12 protein-coding genes are annotated in these 14,635 nt (G+C 38.7%); 4 read left to right on the top strand and 8 right to left on the bottom strand.

Going from position 1 to position 14,635, the window contains the following annotated elements; genetic code table 11:
- Nucleotides 1–4: 4 nt before the first annotated feature.
- The gene (ileS, locus tag G466_RS0100945; protein ID WP_026811944.1) at nucleotides 5–3,406 is read right to left on the bottom strand and encodes an isoleucine--tRNA ligase; all 3,402 of its coding nucleotides are present in this window, start codon (nucleotides 3,404–3,406) and stop codon (nucleotides 5–7) included.
- Between the two features lie 249 nt (nucleotides 3,407–3,655).
- Entirely contained in the window at nucleotides 3,656–4,600 is a 945-nt protein-coding gene (locus tag G466_RS0100935; RefSeq protein ID WP_026811943.1) for a DUF4382 domain-containing protein, read from the bottom strand.
- Nucleotides 4,601–5,099: 499 nt separating this feature from the next.
- Here G466_RS0100935 and G466_RS21225 point away from each other — a divergent pair, with 499 nt between their 5' ends.
- Nucleotides 5,100–5,441 carry a hypothetical protein gene (locus G466_RS21225; protein WP_034234311.1) on the top strand — a complete coding sequence of 114 codons (342 nt, stop codon included), beginning with the start codon at nucleotides 5,100–5,102 and terminating at the stop codon, nucleotides 5,439–5,441.
- A 33-nt stretch (nucleotides 5,442–5,474) separates the two neighbouring features.
- On the opposite strand, the gene G466_RS0100925 is transcribed toward G466_RS21225, so the two are convergent.
- From G466_RS0100925 to G466_RS0100910, 4 genes are all read right to left on the bottom strand, one after another.
- Nucleotides 5,475–7,901: a TonB-dependent receptor gene (locus tag G466_RS0100925; protein ID WP_026811942.1), complete on the bottom strand. Its 2,427-nt coding sequence runs from the start codon at nucleotides 7,899–7,901 to the stop codon at nucleotides 5,475–5,477.
- Nucleotides 7,885–8,604: a DNA repair protein RecO gene (recO, locus tag G466_RS0100920; protein ID WP_026811941.1), complete on the bottom strand. Its 720-nt coding sequence runs from the start codon at nucleotides 8,602–8,604 to the stop codon at nucleotides 7,885–7,887. Before recO ends, G466_RS0100925 begins: the two co-directional genes overlap by 17 nt.
- Nucleotides 8,605–8,782: 178 nt before the next feature.
- Nucleotides 8,783–10,132 carry an NADP-specific glutamate dehydrogenase gene (gene gdhA / locus G466_RS0100915; RefSeq protein WP_026811940.1) on the bottom strand — a complete coding sequence of 450 codons (1,350 nt, stop codon included), beginning with the start codon at nucleotides 10,130–10,132 and terminating at the stop codon, nucleotides 8,783–8,785.
- Nucleotides 10,133–10,236: 104 nt separating this feature from the next.
- The gene (locus G466_RS0100910; RefSeq protein WP_026811939.1) at nucleotides 10,237–11,394 is read right to left on the bottom strand and encodes a cystathionine gamma-synthase; all 1,158 of its coding nucleotides are present in this window, start codon (nucleotides 11,392–11,394) and stop codon (nucleotides 10,237–10,239) included.
- 90 nt (nucleotides 11,395–11,484) lie between these two features.
- Between G466_RS0100910 and G466_RS0100905 the strand changes: the two genes are divergently transcribed.
- Nucleotides 11,485–12,228 (top strand): DUF3298 and DUF4163 domain-containing protein, encoded by a 744-nt coding sequence (locus tag G466_RS0100905; protein ID WP_026811938.1) that lies wholly within the window; start codon nucleotides 11,485–11,487, stop codon nucleotides 12,226–12,228.
- On the opposite strand, the gene G466_RS0100900 is transcribed toward G466_RS0100905, so the two are convergent.
- The gene (locus G466_RS0100900) at nucleotides 12,225–12,704 is read right to left on the bottom strand and encodes a DinB family protein (protein WP_026811937.1); all 480 of its coding nucleotides are present in this window, start codon (nucleotides 12,702–12,704) and stop codon (nucleotides 12,225–12,227) included. The two genes, G466_RS0100905 and G466_RS0100900, sit on opposite strands and share 4 nt — an antisense overlap.
- A gap of 103 nt (nucleotides 12,705–12,807) precedes the next feature.
- Between G466_RS0100900 and G466_RS0100895 the strand changes: the two genes are divergently transcribed.
- Both G466_RS0100895 and G466_RS0100890 read left to right on the top strand, forming a co-directional pair.
- The gene (locus G466_RS0100895) at nucleotides 12,808–13,161 is read left to right on the top strand and encodes an arsenate reductase family protein (protein ID WP_026811936.1); all 354 of its coding nucleotides are present in this window, start codon (nucleotides 12,808–12,810) and stop codon (nucleotides 13,159–13,161) included.
- On the top strand, nucleotides 13,158–14,051 hold the full coding sequence (locus G466_RS0100890; RefSeq protein WP_026811935.1) for a DMT family transporter: 894 nt from the start codon (nucleotides 13,158–13,160) through the stop codon (nucleotides 14,049–14,051). The genes G466_RS0100895 and G466_RS0100890 overlap by 4 nt, the downstream gene beginning before the upstream one ends.
- On the opposite strand, the gene G466_RS0100885 is transcribed toward G466_RS0100890, so the two are convergent.
- On the bottom strand, nucleotides 14,035–14,511 hold the full coding sequence (locus tag G466_RS0100885) for an acyl-CoA thioesterase (protein WP_026811934.1): 477 nt from the start codon (nucleotides 14,509–14,511) through the stop codon (nucleotides 14,035–14,037). The genes G466_RS0100890 and G466_RS0100885 overlap by 17 nt on opposite strands.
- Nucleotides 14,512–14,635 lie beyond the last annotated feature (124 nt).

The following is a 14,635-nucleotide window of genomic DNA, read 5'->3' as shown; positions in this document are numbered from 1 at the left end:
AATCTTAATGTTTTACAATAAATAATCTGGTATTTACGTCATCAAATACTACCTCAATACCATTGTCCAAACTCTCTTCAAAATTTAGTTCTGCCGCCAGCGTCTCAGCTTTAATATACGTCATATTACTTTCTACCGCCTCTTGCACAAAACCATTTTTCAATAAACTGATGTTAATTTTATCAGTTACTTCAAAACCAGATTCCTTTCTCAGGTTTTGTATCCTATTGACTAGCTCCCTAGCAATACCTTCTTTTCTTAGGTCCTCATTGATAGAAACATCCAAGGCTACCGTTAACGGTCCCGAACTCGCTACCAACCAACCCTCTATATCTTGTGAGGATATCTCAACATCCCCAAGCTGTAAAATAATACTTTTATTATTAATCTGCAGTATAATTTCGCCCTCCTGCTCTATTTTTAGGATATCCTCCTGATCTAGCTCGGCTACTTCGGCGGCAATCAGTTTCATATCTTTCCCAAATTTAGGACCTAACGTTTTAAAATTGGGCTTTATTTTTTTTACTAAAATTCCGGAAGCATCGTCTAACAGCTCTATTTCCTTAACATTAACCTCGGATTTTATTAAATCTGCCACCGCTTCTATTTCCGCTCTTTGGGTTTCGTCCAATACGGGTATCATTATCTTTTGCAAGGGCTGACGTACCTTTATTTTCTCTTTTTGCCTAATGGACAATACTAAAGAGGAAATAGTCTGTGCCTTTGCCATTTTACTCTCCAGTTCCTTGTTCACCATCTCTGGATTATACTTTGGAAACTCAGCCAAATGTACACTTTCAAATGGTTCTTTACTTGTTGTATTGGTTAAATCTTTGTAAAGTTGATCCATGTAAAATGGCGCAACTGGTGCCGACAACTTTGCAACCGTTTCCAAACAAGTATAAAGTGTTTGGTATGCAGAGATTTTATCTTGCTGATAATCTCCCTTCCAGAAACGCCTTCTACTTAAGCGAACATACCAATTACTTAAGTTTTCCTGGACGTATTCGGATATAGCCCTAGTTGCCCTAGTGGGCTCATAATCACCATAAGCCTCATCAACAGTTCTTATCAATGAATGTAATTCGGACAAAATCCACTGATCAATCTCTGGCCTATCGTTCAGCGGAATATCTGCTTCCGAATAAGCAAATTTGTCTATGTTGGTATAAAGGGCAAAGAATGAATAAGTATTGTACAAGGTACCGAAAAACTTCCGCTTTACCTCCGCAATCCCGTCTACATCAAATTTTAAATTATCCCATGGATTGGCATTGGAAATCATATACCAGCGAGTGGCATCGGGACCAAATTCATCCATTGTCTCAAATGGATCTACAGCGTTCCCAAGTCGCTTAGACATTTTCTTCCCTTCTTTGTCCAGCACCAATCCGTTAGAGACCACATTCTTGTAAGCAACAGAATCGAACACCATGGTAGCTATGGCATGCAGCGTATAGAACCATCCTCTTGTCTGGTCTACTCCCTCCGCAATAAAGTCGGCCGGAAAAGTTTTCCTCTCATCTATTAATTCTTTATTCTCAAACGGGTAATGCCATTGGGCATAGGGCATGGATCCGCTATCAAACCATACATCTATAAGGTCTGCTTCGCGTTTCATAGGTTTTCCAGAAGGAGAAACCAAGGTTATCTGGTCTACAATATTCTTGTGAAGATCTATTTTCTCATAGTTCTCCTCAGACATGTCCCCAACTACAAAATCCTGAAAGATATCTTCTTTTAAAACTCCTGCATCCACTGCTTTCCTCATCTCCTCCTTAAGTTCGGCTACAGAACCCACAATCAATTGCTCACTACCCTCTTCTGTTCGCCATATTGGCAGGGGAATTCCCCAGTAACGAGATCGGGAAAGGTTCCAATCATTGGCATTGGCCAACCAATTTCCAAATCTTCCCTCACCGGTAGCCTTGGGCTTCCAGTTAATGGTCTGATTTAGATTGAACATTCTTTCTTTAACATCAGTAATTTTTATAAACCAAGAATCCAATGGATAATAAAGTATAGGTTTATCTGTACGCCAGCAATTAGGGTAGCTATGCACATACTTCTCCACCTTAAAGGCCCTATTGTCTTCTTTTAGTTTTATTGCAATCTCCACGTCTACCGACCTTTCTGGAGCTTGACCGTCCTCGTAGTATTCGTTTTTCACATATTTCCCCGCCAACTCTTGTAATTCTGGTCTAAATTTCCCCTGTAGATCTACTAAAGGCACTGGGTTGTTGTTGTCGTCCAATACCAACATTGGCGGTACTTCTGGAACTGCTTGCTTGGCAACCAGCGCATCATCTGCTCCAAATGTAGGCGCAGTATGTACAATTCCGGTACCATCTTCTGTAGTCACGAAATCACCAGATATTACCCTAAAGGCATTTTCTGGATTCTGATATGGTTGTGCGTAGTCTAACAACTGCTCATATCTTATCCCTACCAGATCGGCTCCTTTGGCCTCTCCCACTACTTGGTAAGGAATTTTCTTGTCTTTTAAAGTATAGTTGGCAAAGTCTTCTTCGCTTCCTGCAGCAACGAATTTACCGCTGAACTGCTTACCTATCAAAGATTTAGCAAGAACAACTACAATAGGTTCAAAAGTATATTGATTAAAAGTCCTTACAGCAACATAATCGATTTTTGGCCCAACGGTCAGTGCCGTATTGGAGGGTAAAGTCCATGGCGTGGTAGTCCATGCCAAAAAGAAAATCTCATTATCCAAACCGTCAAAAACGCCGTTTAAGGTTTCTTTTTTTACTTTAAACTGGGCAACCACAGTAGTATCGGTTACATCCTGATAGGTCCCGGGCTGGTTGAGCTCATGCGAGCTTAATCCGGTCCCTGCCTTTGGGGAATAAGGCTGAATAGTGTACCCTTTATAAATAAGATCTTTATCATAAATCTGTTTTAGCAACCACCAAACAGACTCCATATACTTGGATTTGTACGTAACATAAGGATCTTCCATATCTACCCAATACCCTACTTTTTCGGTCATGGAATTCCAAACATCGGTATAGCGCATTACCGCTTTTTTACAAGCTGCATTATACTCCTCAACAGAAATTTTGTTACCAATATCTTCCTTGGTGATACCTAATTCCTTTTCTACACCTAATTCTATTGGCAAACCGTGGGTATCCCAACCAGCCTTTCGTTTAACTTGGAAACCTTTCATGGTCTTGTACCGCGGAAATATATCCTTTATAGTACGAGCCATAACGTGGTGTATCCCTGGCAAACCATTTGCAGAAGGGGGGCCTTCGTAAAAGACAAAACTCTCTTTGCCCTCCCGAGAGGTAACACTTTTCTCAAAAATAGTATTCTCCTTCCAGAAGTGTAAAATCTCCTCTGCGACTTTTGGTAAATCTAATCCCTTATATTCTGCAAACTTCATAATAACAGCTTCTATTGCTTCAATTTAAGTTTGCAAAATTACTAAATCTGAACAAATTACTACCCATCTTAACCAGGGTAAAAAAATCTTTTATCAATTGATCGGCTTTTCCGCCTATATTCAGTTTAAAGGTAAAAGCCATAAATCCCTTAAATTAACTTTCACCACTTATATTGCAGGGCGATTAAACAAAAAAGAGGCCGTGAATTAGGACGACCTCTTTAAAACAATTAATAGCTAGTTATTATTTTATCTAGACCCTGTAACCATAACGTTGGCGCTAATTTTTAGCATAGAGTTAACCTTAATAGCACCTAGATTTAAATCTGTAACCGACTCTACTTCCAATATGGAGTTAAAATGAAGTCCGCTTTCTTGATCCTCTTTATAAGAAGCAAAGATCAGTTCATATTCTCCCTCCTTCAAGAAATCTAAACTATAAGATTTACCTATTCCTTTAACCTCCGCACTGGTAATTGCATTCGCAAAGGTTACTCCGCTTTCTCCTTTTCCTTTCGTTTCTACATCGGCATTAAAACTACCCTTCTTATAAGCATATACAATAATCTTATCTGAAGTATTCTTAGAATCGTTCACAGTTCCAGAAATTTTTCCTGTAAGCTCTGCGTTTATAGCTCTGATTCCAGCAGTCAGCTCGGCCATGGTCACAAAATTATAGTCACTAGAGAAGTTGCTTTTTTCTTCCTTGATCGTTTTTCTAAGATCAAAATCCACCACTATAACATTTTTTGACTGGGCAATCACCTCAAAAGCATCATTAATATTAATTTTATTGGAAGCAGCTACCAAGGCATCCTTTTCCCCGTTAGCCTTCTCTACATAACATCCAGGAGCATTACCATATACATCCTTTTCAAAATCCAATTCAAATACAATATTGGAATACGATCTTGCCTGCAAATCCAAATTCCCCAAAACTTTTGTTTTACCATCTACCAAAGCTGCCAAATTTACTGTGGTAGCTCTAAAACCTTCCAAAGACTTTCCATCTACCGAAACATTGGCAATGGTAACAAAAACTGCTTTTACATCGGCGTTATCTATTGGGGCATCCGTAACCTCAAAACTGGTATTATAGGATTCTCCTGTGGCCGAATCATCACTTTTGTCACATGATATCATTGCCATCATAGCTATTAATATCAAACCTGAATTCTTTAAATAATTCTTCATAATCTTCATAATAAATTAGTTTGCGTATTTGCCTATAGAACACCATATCCCTTCTTTACCCTACCAAAAAATTATTAAATATGAAATTAACATCACTATCACACTCATTATCAAGAGCGTAGGATTGAAATATTTTATGCCAATTATTCCCTTGAAAAGACAGGTACAGCAAAGAGGATGAAACAACGGAGTAGTACTACCTCCAAATCCAATTAAGTAAGCGCTATATCAAATAGTCTTTTGCATCTAAATTAAACTAAGAGCAAAATGAAATAGTACACCCACCTCATTTATGAAATCAACTAAAATCATTATTGCCAGTTTACACCTCCCATTTGGAACCTAATTTTTTCTTCCAAATGGACATATCATTTTCTAAATAAGCGTTTTATATTCCTTTTCTATAATTACGTATTATACCCAATTAAAATCACGTAATCCATAGTGATAGTTTTTACGTACATTAATCACAAACAATTAAAGCACAAAAACCAAAATCATGAAAAGAATTGTATTCAGTTTTATTTTAATGGCGGCATTAAGTACTTCTTTTACCTCCTGTAGAGATGCTAATGAGAAAGCCAAAACTGCCACTGAAGAAACCAATGAAGCACTAAAAGAAGTAAAAGGCGATTTAGAAAAAGCAGGAAATAATGTTAAGAAAGCCGCCGAAGAATTAGGCAAAGAAATTAAGAAGGCTGGTGAAGAGGCAGTGGACAAAGCTGATAGAACCGCAAAAAGCATTGAGGAAACGGCGAAGGAAATTGGCGAGGATACTAAAGATGCAGCTAACCAAGCCGCTGACAAGGCCAAAGAATTAAAAGAGAAAATTAAAGAATAAACCTTGAATTTTAGTCACAGAGCATTTTAGCTTTTAAAATGCAAAACCTGCGCCCAGTATCAGATTAATCCCAGGAGCTACAATTCCTGAAGAATAAGAACGGTATCGTTGATCCGTTATGTTCTCTAAATGCAGCATTACTTTTAACGAAGGGGCAATCTGATACTGCGAGCGAAGGTTTAACGTGTACCATGACGGCGAATAGGGATTGCCATTGGCATCCTGGGCATATATATACGTTTTCTTTTTCTCAGAAAAAGCCATGTCCCCATGGGAAATTCTACCATTGTAATTCACAAATAGATCGGTCTTTAGTTTATAGTTCTTCCAAACCATATGGATATCCCCAAAGATTGGCGCCACGTGTCTGCCTGGAGAATGTGATCCATCATCTTCCTCTTCCTCTCCTTTCGTTACCGTTAGATTGGATACCAAAGAAAGCTTTTCCGTCAAAAATACGTCGGCTCCAAACTCAAAACCATACACATAGGCCATTGCAGCGTTCTGAACGGCCTGCACCCTACTCATTTCTCCATTGTAGTCTATTTCAATTTCCCCATTAAATTGGTAATCGCGGCGCACCAGTGCATCTACCAAATAGGTGTAAAATGCTGCGCCTTTAAAAGTTGTTCTATTCTTAAAGTTCTTTTGAATGCCCATTTCAATATTATAGGCATATTCAGGCTCTAGATCAGCATTCGGAACCACTACCGCTCCTGGTTCGGAGTCAAAAATTTTACCTATATCATCTATATTTGGCGCTCTAAAGCCTGTAGAGCCATTAAGGGTAAGCTGTAGATCGGTTTTGGGAAACCAACTAAAACCCAGACTCCCCGTTAAGGCACCCGTACTTAAATCGGCATTTTGAAAAGGAAAAGCATAAAAGTTATTATCAAAATCTGCATCTATCCATACATGACTATACCTCAGCCCCGAAGAAAGTGTAAAATTGGGTTTCGCTTTAAGCTCCCCACTTATATAGCCCGCCAAAGTCTGCCAAGTAGATCCATCGGGATATCGTGATGCAGATGGTAGAATACGATTCTCAACAAGGTTTAACTTACTACCTTGAGAGCCAATATTATTATATACAAACTCGCTTCCATAATAAAGACGGAAGTTGCCCATTCTTTTATTTTCAAAATCCACGTTAACACTAAGCGCATCTACGTTTTCTTGTGTGGTGTACATAGTTATATCCTGAAATCCACGATCACTCCTACTCTCTTTAAAGTTTTGATAGGCCGCAGTTATCTTTAGTCCGTCATAAAATTTGCGAATACCATTCTGATAAAATTGAAGATTCCCCATAAACCATTTCTGTGGCCCATAATACCATTCCGCAGAACGCAATCCCTCCCCATCTTTGGAAGGTCTAATGAGTCGGTCAAATCTCGCAAAGTCCGAAGTTTCCGAATAAAAAAGTCCTAGATCCACATTCCAATTATTGTTGGGCTTATATGCAATCTTTTGCATTAAATTTATTTGTTCGTATCCTGTAGGGTGCTGTATCTTGGCATTTTTGCTCTGCTCTATCAGGTCTTCCCCATTCTTAGTAACTACATACATATCCCTTAGATATGATTTAGGACCGTTAGACCCCATCCTAAGATCACCAAAGTGATTATAGGAAAGACTGGATAAAAAGGCCCATTTTTTTTTACCTAGATTAAAATCAACATGAAGGGTATTCTCGTTGTTCGCAGCGGCGAATCTATAGTTTGCATTCCCTGAAATATACAGGCTATCCCTTTGTGAAAACTGTGGTTTTTTGGTATAAAAATTCATTACCCCTCCAATAGCGTCAGAACCGTAAATAACAGAACCAGGACCAAAAATAACTTCGGTACTCCTCACCGTAAACGGATCCAGTGAAATTATATTTTGGACATTCCCACTCCTAAAAATGGCATTGTTCATACGCACGCCATCTATGGAAATTAGCAATCTATTTGTTGCAAATCCACGTATCATTGGACTTCCTCCCCCCAATTGACTTTTCTGAACAAAAACCTTCCCGCTATTGTTAAGCAAATCTGCCGAAGTTTGTGGTGCTGCAAAAGCAATGCTTGGAGCATTGATCACCGCTATTTTTTGAGGGATATCTTTCCGTTGTTGTTCCCATTTGGAAATAGACATAATCACCTCATCCAATTGCTCGGCGTTATGAACCATATAAAGCATTCCTTTCTTTACTACGTTTTCTTTTGTAGCTCTAGCCAGCTGATACCCTATATGCCTAAATGTAATCCGTTCATTATCATCAAACTGGGAGAGATTGCATACCCCATCAAAATCTGATAAGGCAGTTTTTGATTTATCAACGTTATAGACTATAACATTGGCCAAAGGCTGATGATCCTCCTCATCCAATATAATAATTTCCTGGCCTCTAGCTCCATAACAAAGCAAAAGAACTACAATTAATATGGTCTTTTGCATATCAACTAAACACTTCATTTAACACTGCCAACGATTTTGGTTTTCTAAACCCTTGCAATTGTAATTCATAAAAAAGCACTAGGTTATTTAATAGATTTTTTCGATCACTTTTACCGATTTTCACCTCCTCTATGCCATCAAAACCTATGCCCAAAATACTTTTAAAATAAAATAGTTCCCTCCCTTCAAGAAAAGGGTTTAGAGAAGGTTCTTTTACAAACTCTCCCTCTAATAGATCAAAGTAAGGGAAATCTACATTCTTCACCTCTGGATAAAAACCTAGAAACTTACTTAGGGTCAAGAGAAATAACAAGTGGAAATTGGCATAGTCTTCATGGGCATCTAGCCATTGTAGGGAGGCCTCCATAAAATGGAAAAGTTCTTTATTAGGTTCTTCCTCATGAATGCTATTCGCTATCATTTCAGCTAAGAAGAACGTAATTGCATTCTTAGCTATATGGGTATGAATGCTTTGACAATGATAACTGACCCTTACCTCCTTCAAATGCTCTAAGGCTCCCTTGTCCTTATGTAAAGCAACAACCTCCAATTGTGCCAAGGGCAAAAAGTAGGCTGCTTTCATTTTTCCTTTTTTAGCGGCAAGGATACCTTTTAACATATATGATCTTATCCCACTAGAAAGGGTATACATCTTAACGATCAGGCTAGTTTCCCCGTACTTTATGGATCTTAGAACAATTGCCTTTGTAGTAACCTGCATGGTATCTGTATTTTCTTGAAAAAAAGTTTAATTACTCCTTCAACTGTTCTTATTATTTCCTCTATTGTACACATTGGCAAACAAACTCTTAGTTCATATATGCATATAAAAAGGACCGGAAATGCCATAATTCGCGGTTCCGGTCCCTATTTTTACTGACCCTTTACTTATGCAAATACTATATTACACCCTGTGCAAGCATTGCATCGGCAACTTTCATAAAACCAGCAATATTGGCTCCTTTTACATAATTGCAGAATCCGTCTTCCTCACGTCCATATTCTAAACAGGCAGCATGAATATCACTCATTATCACTTGTAATCTTCTATCCACTTCTTCTCTAGTCCAACTGAGTCGCAATGAATTTTGTGACATCTCCAAACCAGAAGTGGACACACCCCCTGCGTTGGCTGCTTTACCAGGTCCAAATAAAATTCTAGCCTCTAGAAAACGATCTACGGCCTCTGGGGTTGAAGGCATATTAGCACCTTCTGCTACACATATACATCCATTTTTCAATAGGATTTTCGCATCTTCTCCATCAAGTTCATTTTGGGTAGCACAGGGCAATGCGATATCACATTTTACTTGCCATGGTGTTTCACCTTCTTTATAAACTGCAGATGGATACTGCTCTACATATTCAGAGATTCTTCCCCTTTTGTTATTTTTTAAGTCCATCACATATGCTAACTTCTCTGTATCTATGCCATCTCCGTCATAGATATATCCACCAGAATCTGAAAGTGTTACTACTTTACCTCCCAATTCCAGAGCCTTTTCAGCAGCATATTGTGCTACGTTCCCGGATCCAGAAATAACAAACGTTTTCCCTTTAATGGTTTGGTCTATTTCCTTCAGCATGCTTTGTACAAAATATACTGTCCCGTAACCTGTAGATTCTGGGCGAATTTTAGAACCTCCATAGGAAAGACCTTTCCCCGTCATCACCCCAGTAAATTCGTTTTTTATTTTCTTGTACATTCCAAATAGGTAACCTACTTCTCTTGCCCCAACTCCTATATCTCCCGCTGGGACATCCGTATCTGGACCAATATGTCTACAAAGTTCGGTCATGAACGATTGACAGAAGCGCATAACTTCTCCATCCGATTTACCCTTGGGGTCAAAATCTGCACCCCCTTTACCACCTCCCAAAGGAAGGGTGGTTAAACTATTCTTGAAAACCTGTTCAAAGGCAAGGAATTTTAAAACACTTGCGTTTACGGTTGGATGAAACCTTAAGCCACCTTTATATGGTCCTAAGGCTGAGTTCATTTGCACCCTATATCCTCTGTTAACATTAATTTCTCCTTTATCATCTACCCAAGGCACCCTAAAATAAATCAAGCGTTCCGGTTCTACCATTCTTAGCAGTAGATTTTTGCCACCATAACCTTCATTCCCGGGCAGGAAAATAAAAGGTATAATGGTTTCTGCTACTTCTTGAACCGCTTGAATGAACTCTGGCTGATGACCGTTACGGGCCTTTACCTCGTCCATGAATGCTTTAATTCTCTCTTCCATAAAAAATATTGTCAGTTTATTATTCTTAAGTTAACATTGATTTTGATGACAAAAATATGGCATTTATGCTGTTTCTCAATCAATTTTATTGATTTTTACAGAATTCATTGCTGAATCGCCTGCTTTAGATCCTCAATTAAATCGTCTACATCCTCTATGCCCACACTAAGTCTTATTAAGGAATCTACTACCCCACTTTTCTCCCGCTCTTCTTTGGGGATACTAGCATGCGTCATGCTTGCAGGGTGTCCTGCTAAACTTTCTACACCCCCCAATGATTCTGCCAAGGTAAAGACGTTCAATTTCTCCACTATTTTAATGGCTGTGGCATAGTCGGCACCTTTGGGAACAAACGAAATCATGCCCCCAAAATCTTTCATTTGCTCTTTTGCCACCTGGTGATTAGGATGATTGGCAAACCCTGGCCAATACACTTTTTCAATATCTGGGTGTTTAGACAAATACTCGGCAATTGCTTTGCCGTTCTCACAATGTCTTTGCATTCGTACATGCAAGGTCTTAATACCTCTTAGCACCAAAAAGCTATCCATTGGCCCACAGACAGCCCCACTAGCATTCTGGATAAAATACAGCCTATCTGCCAATTCCTTTTCCTTCACCACTAAGGCTCCTAGTACCACATCGCTATGGCCCCCTAGGTATTTTGTGGCCGAATGCATTACTATATCGGCTCCTAGATCTAACGGCAATTGCAAGTAAGGAGTAGCAAAAGTATTGTCTACTGCCAGCGTTATACGATTCTTTTTTGCCAATTTAGCAACCGCCTTAATGTCTATAATATTCATCATGGGATTGGTAGGCGTTTCTACCCAGATCAATTTTGTATTCTTATTTATATGCCTTTCAATGTCTATAGCATTCTGCATCCCTACAAAATGAAACACAATACCATATTGCTCAAATATTTTTTTAAAAAGACGATAACTACCGCCGTATAGGTCATTGGTAGAAATCACCTCATCCCCTGGTTTCAATAGCTTCATAACTGCATCCATGGCAGCGAGTCCGCTACCAAAAGCAAGTCCATAATTCCCGTTTTCTATACTAGCTAAAGCATTTTCCAAAGCTGTTCTGGTGGGGTTGGCACTTCTAGAGTATTCATAGCCCTTGTGGCCACCAGGTGTTGTCTGAGCATAGGTGGAAGTCTGATATATGGGCGGCATTACAGCTCCGTAGGCCTTATCTGGAAACTGCCCTCCATGTATGGTTTTACTATTGAATCTTAGGGTTTTCTTGCTCATAACTAAAATTTATATATACAAATGTACCTTTATCTTTCCGAGATTACAACGATGTTGTAGCTTTGCAGCTTTCTAAAACTGCTTTCTAATATGAAAAATATACTCTTGTGTGTCTTAGTTTTAAGTTTGGTATGGAGTTGCAAGGATGAAGAGCGACTTGCATTTGAGCCTCAGGAATTTACTTCAGAAAACTGCGATGGTTGCCCCGAAGTTTTCATTAGCATTCCAAATGCGTTGCAGAAGGACACGTTGAGCACTACGATTAACACTGCCCTTAGGGAGGAAGTTATTTCTATGCTAATCTATGACGATGAGATAGCGGCAAGCACTATTGAGGAGGCTATTTTATCATTCAACAATGGCTTTTTGGAACTTAAAGAATTATATCCTGACGAACCAGTGGGATGGGAAGCCAAAATAGAAGGAATAATTACTTATGAAGACAAAAACGTGCTTAGCATACAACTAAACTCGTATTCCTTTACCGGTGGGGCCCATGGCTTTTCTTCTACCCGATTTTTAAATTTTGATAAAAATAAGGCTATTGAATTGGAGAATGAAGAATTATTCAAGGACCTTCAAGAGTTTACGGATTATGCAGAAAAACAGTTTAGGCAACAAGAAAATATTCCAGAAAACAGATCCATCAATTACACTGGGTTTATGTTTGAAGGGGACCAATTTTACCTTCCTTACAATATAGGGTACACTGAGGACGGTCTACAGTTGATCTACGAACAGTACGAGGTAGCCTCCTATGCAGACGGCCCTATAACGCTGTTACTACCTTATCAACACATAAAAGCTTATTTAAAGTTAGATATAGCTAACTAAGCCTCAGCCAGTTTTAAAGCCTTCTGCAAAGAAAGGATGGTGCCTAGATGTATTCCTTCGTGGAATACGTTGAATAGAATAGCATCTTCCACCTTTTTTAGCGTCACATTAGCACTGGTAGTATATTCTTGGTATGCCGTAAATATCCCCTTGGCATAATCTTGTTGCGCCCATTCTACGGTAGCCAGCAATAGGTCTGTAATTTCATTAATCTCTGCCTCTGTAGCTGTACCATCTGGTACCGTTCCTTTTTGAAATTTTTCTACTATGGCGGAATCTACCCTCATGGGCTGACCTCCTAACTTATAGATCAACAATTGCTGGGTCACTACTACGTGAGCCATATTCCACCAAATATTATTACGGTATCCGTTTGGAATCCGCAATAACAAATCCCTTGGAGTATCCTTTAAAAATTTATGGAGTATTTTTCTATTTTGTAGACTAATATTAAATGCGTTTTCTAAAGCTTCCATTCTATGCCCGTATCTATTTACAATTGCCAATAAAAATAGTACATTTCAATGAAAATAGGTTTCTTTGTACGTCTAATTTTTTATAACAAAAGAATACCAAACAATGAAAAAGATCTACCATCTCAGCACATGTGATACTTGTAAACGGATATTAAAAGAATTGGACCCAGGAATGGATTTTGAACTTCAGGATATAAAAACCGATGCCATTACCCCAGATCAACTTTCACAAATGGCCCAATTGGCAGGGAGTTATGAAAAGCTGTTCAGTAAGCGCGCCCGACTATATAAGGAGCGGAATTTAAAAGAACAAAGTCTTTCAGAGCAAGATTATAAGGATTTAATCTTAGAGCATTACACGTTTTTAAAACGTCCGGTAATCCTAATTGACAACCACATTTTTGTTGGTAATAGCAAAGCGGAAGTTGCCGCTGCCAAGGCAAAAATAAATTCGTGAACAAACGGGGCCTCGCAATAATGGCTGCATTTGGCGCTGCCACTATATATGGCATTAACCACACCATTGCCAAAGGGGCAATGCCACATTATGTACCCCCTTATGGATTTATATTCCTTCGGCTTTTCGGAGCTGCACTATTGTTCTGGGGCATTTCGTTCTTTGGTCCCAAGGAAAACCTAAAAAAGGAAGATTGGGGAAGGATATTGGTATGCGCCGTGTTTGGAATGGGCATTAATATGCTCACTTTTTTTAAGGGATTATCACTATCCACCCCAATTAACAGTGCTATTTTAATTACAATTACCCCAATCTTAGTAGTGCTGCTTTCTGCTCTAATACTAAAAGAAAAAATATCCTTACAAAGGGGAGCTGGGGTGTTTATTGGCCTAATAGGCGCTTTGGGTCTTATTCTATTTGGCGCCGAAATTAGAAGTGATGCCGGCAATATCCCTTTGGGGAATGCACTTTTTATTATAAATGCCACTACTTATGGCCTGTACCTTATCCTTGTAAAAAAATTATTGGAAAAGTACCACCCTTTTACTCTAATGAAATGGTTGTTCTCCATTGGATTCCTTATCACCCTCCCTATCACTTATCCCGAATATTCCTTAATAGAGTGGCAGGAGTTACCCTTAGCTATTCTTGGAGCAATAGCCTTTGTTATCATAGGAACAACATTTTTAACCTATTTATTCAATGTCTATGCCCTTACCCAACTAAAAGCATCTACCGTTGGGGTTTTTATGTATCTACAACCCTTAATTGGGATTATATACGCAATAGCCATGAGGAAGGATCACCTTACCATTGTTAAGGTGGTCGCCATTATTTTTGTATTGATGGGAGTGTATTTGGCAAGTAGAAAAACTACGCCAAGTCTTTAGGTCGAACTGCGAATTTCCGGGTATCTTCCCTTGTAAGCGATTTAAATCCAACTCCTTTAGGCACCTTATTAAACATTTCTAAAAACTCTTCACCCAATCCGGTAAGACTCCTTGTTGTTAAATCTATCCAAGCCCCCATAACCTGACAATGGGCAAAATTCCTACCCTTAGAATCATAAAAGTTGTGATGGAATTCGAAAAACATTCCGTCTTCACTTAGTCCCATTAATTCCAAGGAAACTTTAACTGGCTTTCCCAAAAAAGCTTCCTTAAAATAATAGACATGTTCGTGAAACACTACTGGGCCAATATTATGTGAGGCCATAGTCTGCTGATTAAAACCCAGTTCCAATAAAAAAGCCATTCTTGTATGACTCATAAAGTTCAAATAGGCAGAATTGGCCATATGACCGTTAGCATCAACATCACTCCAACGAATTTCGAATTCTTTTATATACATCCTTATTATATTTAGTACATTTGAATATGTTATGCATGCATAATATCTTTCAAAAGTAGTCAGAATTTGGAGAATAACACTTTTTAATCTATAAATCTCATGTACTGGCATTAAGTCTACAACG

The sequence above is a fragment of the Arenibacter certesii DSM 19833 genome (assembly GCF_000429545.1).
Classification (GTDB): Bacteria; Bacteroidota; Bacteroidia; order Flavobacteriales; family Flavobacteriaceae; genus Arenibacter; species Arenibacter certesii.
This window is presented reverse-complemented; position numbering and strand designations above follow the sequence as displayed.

What these genes read in the sequence shown, in the direction of transcription:
- ileS (WP_026811944.1), bottom strand. Translation starts at nt 3,406, where the DNA reads ATGAAGTTTGCAGAATATAAGGGATTAGATTTACCAAAAGTCGCAGAG.
- G466_RS0100935 (WP_026811943.1), bottom strand. Translation starts at nt 4,600, where the DNA reads ATGAAGAATTATTTAAAGAATTCAGGTTTGATATTAATAGCTATGATG.
- G466_RS21225 (WP_034234311.1), top strand. Translation starts at nt 5,100, where the DNA reads ATGAAAAGAATTGTATTCAGTTTTATTTTAATGGCGGCATTAAGTACT.
- G466_RS0100925 (WP_026811942.1), bottom strand. Translation starts at nt 7,901, where the DNA reads ATGAAGTGTTTAGTTGATATGCAAAAGACCATATTAATTGTAGTTCTT.
- recO (WP_026811941.1), bottom strand. Translation starts at nt 8,604, where the DNA reads ATGCAGGTTACTACAAAGGCAATTGTTCTAAGATCCATAAAGTACGGG.
- gdhA (WP_026811940.1), bottom strand. Translation starts at nt 10,132, where the DNA reads ATGGAAGAGAGAATTAAAGCATTCATGGACGAGGTAAAGGCCCGTAAC.
- G466_RS0100910 (WP_026811939.1), bottom strand. Translation starts at nt 11,394, where the DNA reads ATGAGCAAGAAAACCCTAAGATTCAATAGTAAAACCATACATGGAGGG.
- G466_RS0100905 (WP_026811938.1), top strand. Translation starts at nt 11,485, where the DNA reads ATGAAAAATATACTCTTGTGTGTCTTAGTTTTAAGTTTGGTATGGAGT.
- G466_RS0100900 (WP_026811937.1), bottom strand. Translation starts at nt 12,704, where the DNA reads ATGGAAGCTTTAGAAAACGCATTTAATATTAGTCTACAAAATAGAAAA.
- G466_RS0100895 (WP_026811936.1), top strand. Translation starts at nt 12,808, where the DNA reads ATGAAAAAGATCTACCATCTCAGCACATGTGATACTTGTAAACGGATA.
- G466_RS0100885 (WP_026811934.1), bottom strand. Translation starts at nt 14,511, where the DNA reads ATGTATATAAAAGAATTCGAAATTCGTTGGAGTGATGTTGATGCTAAC.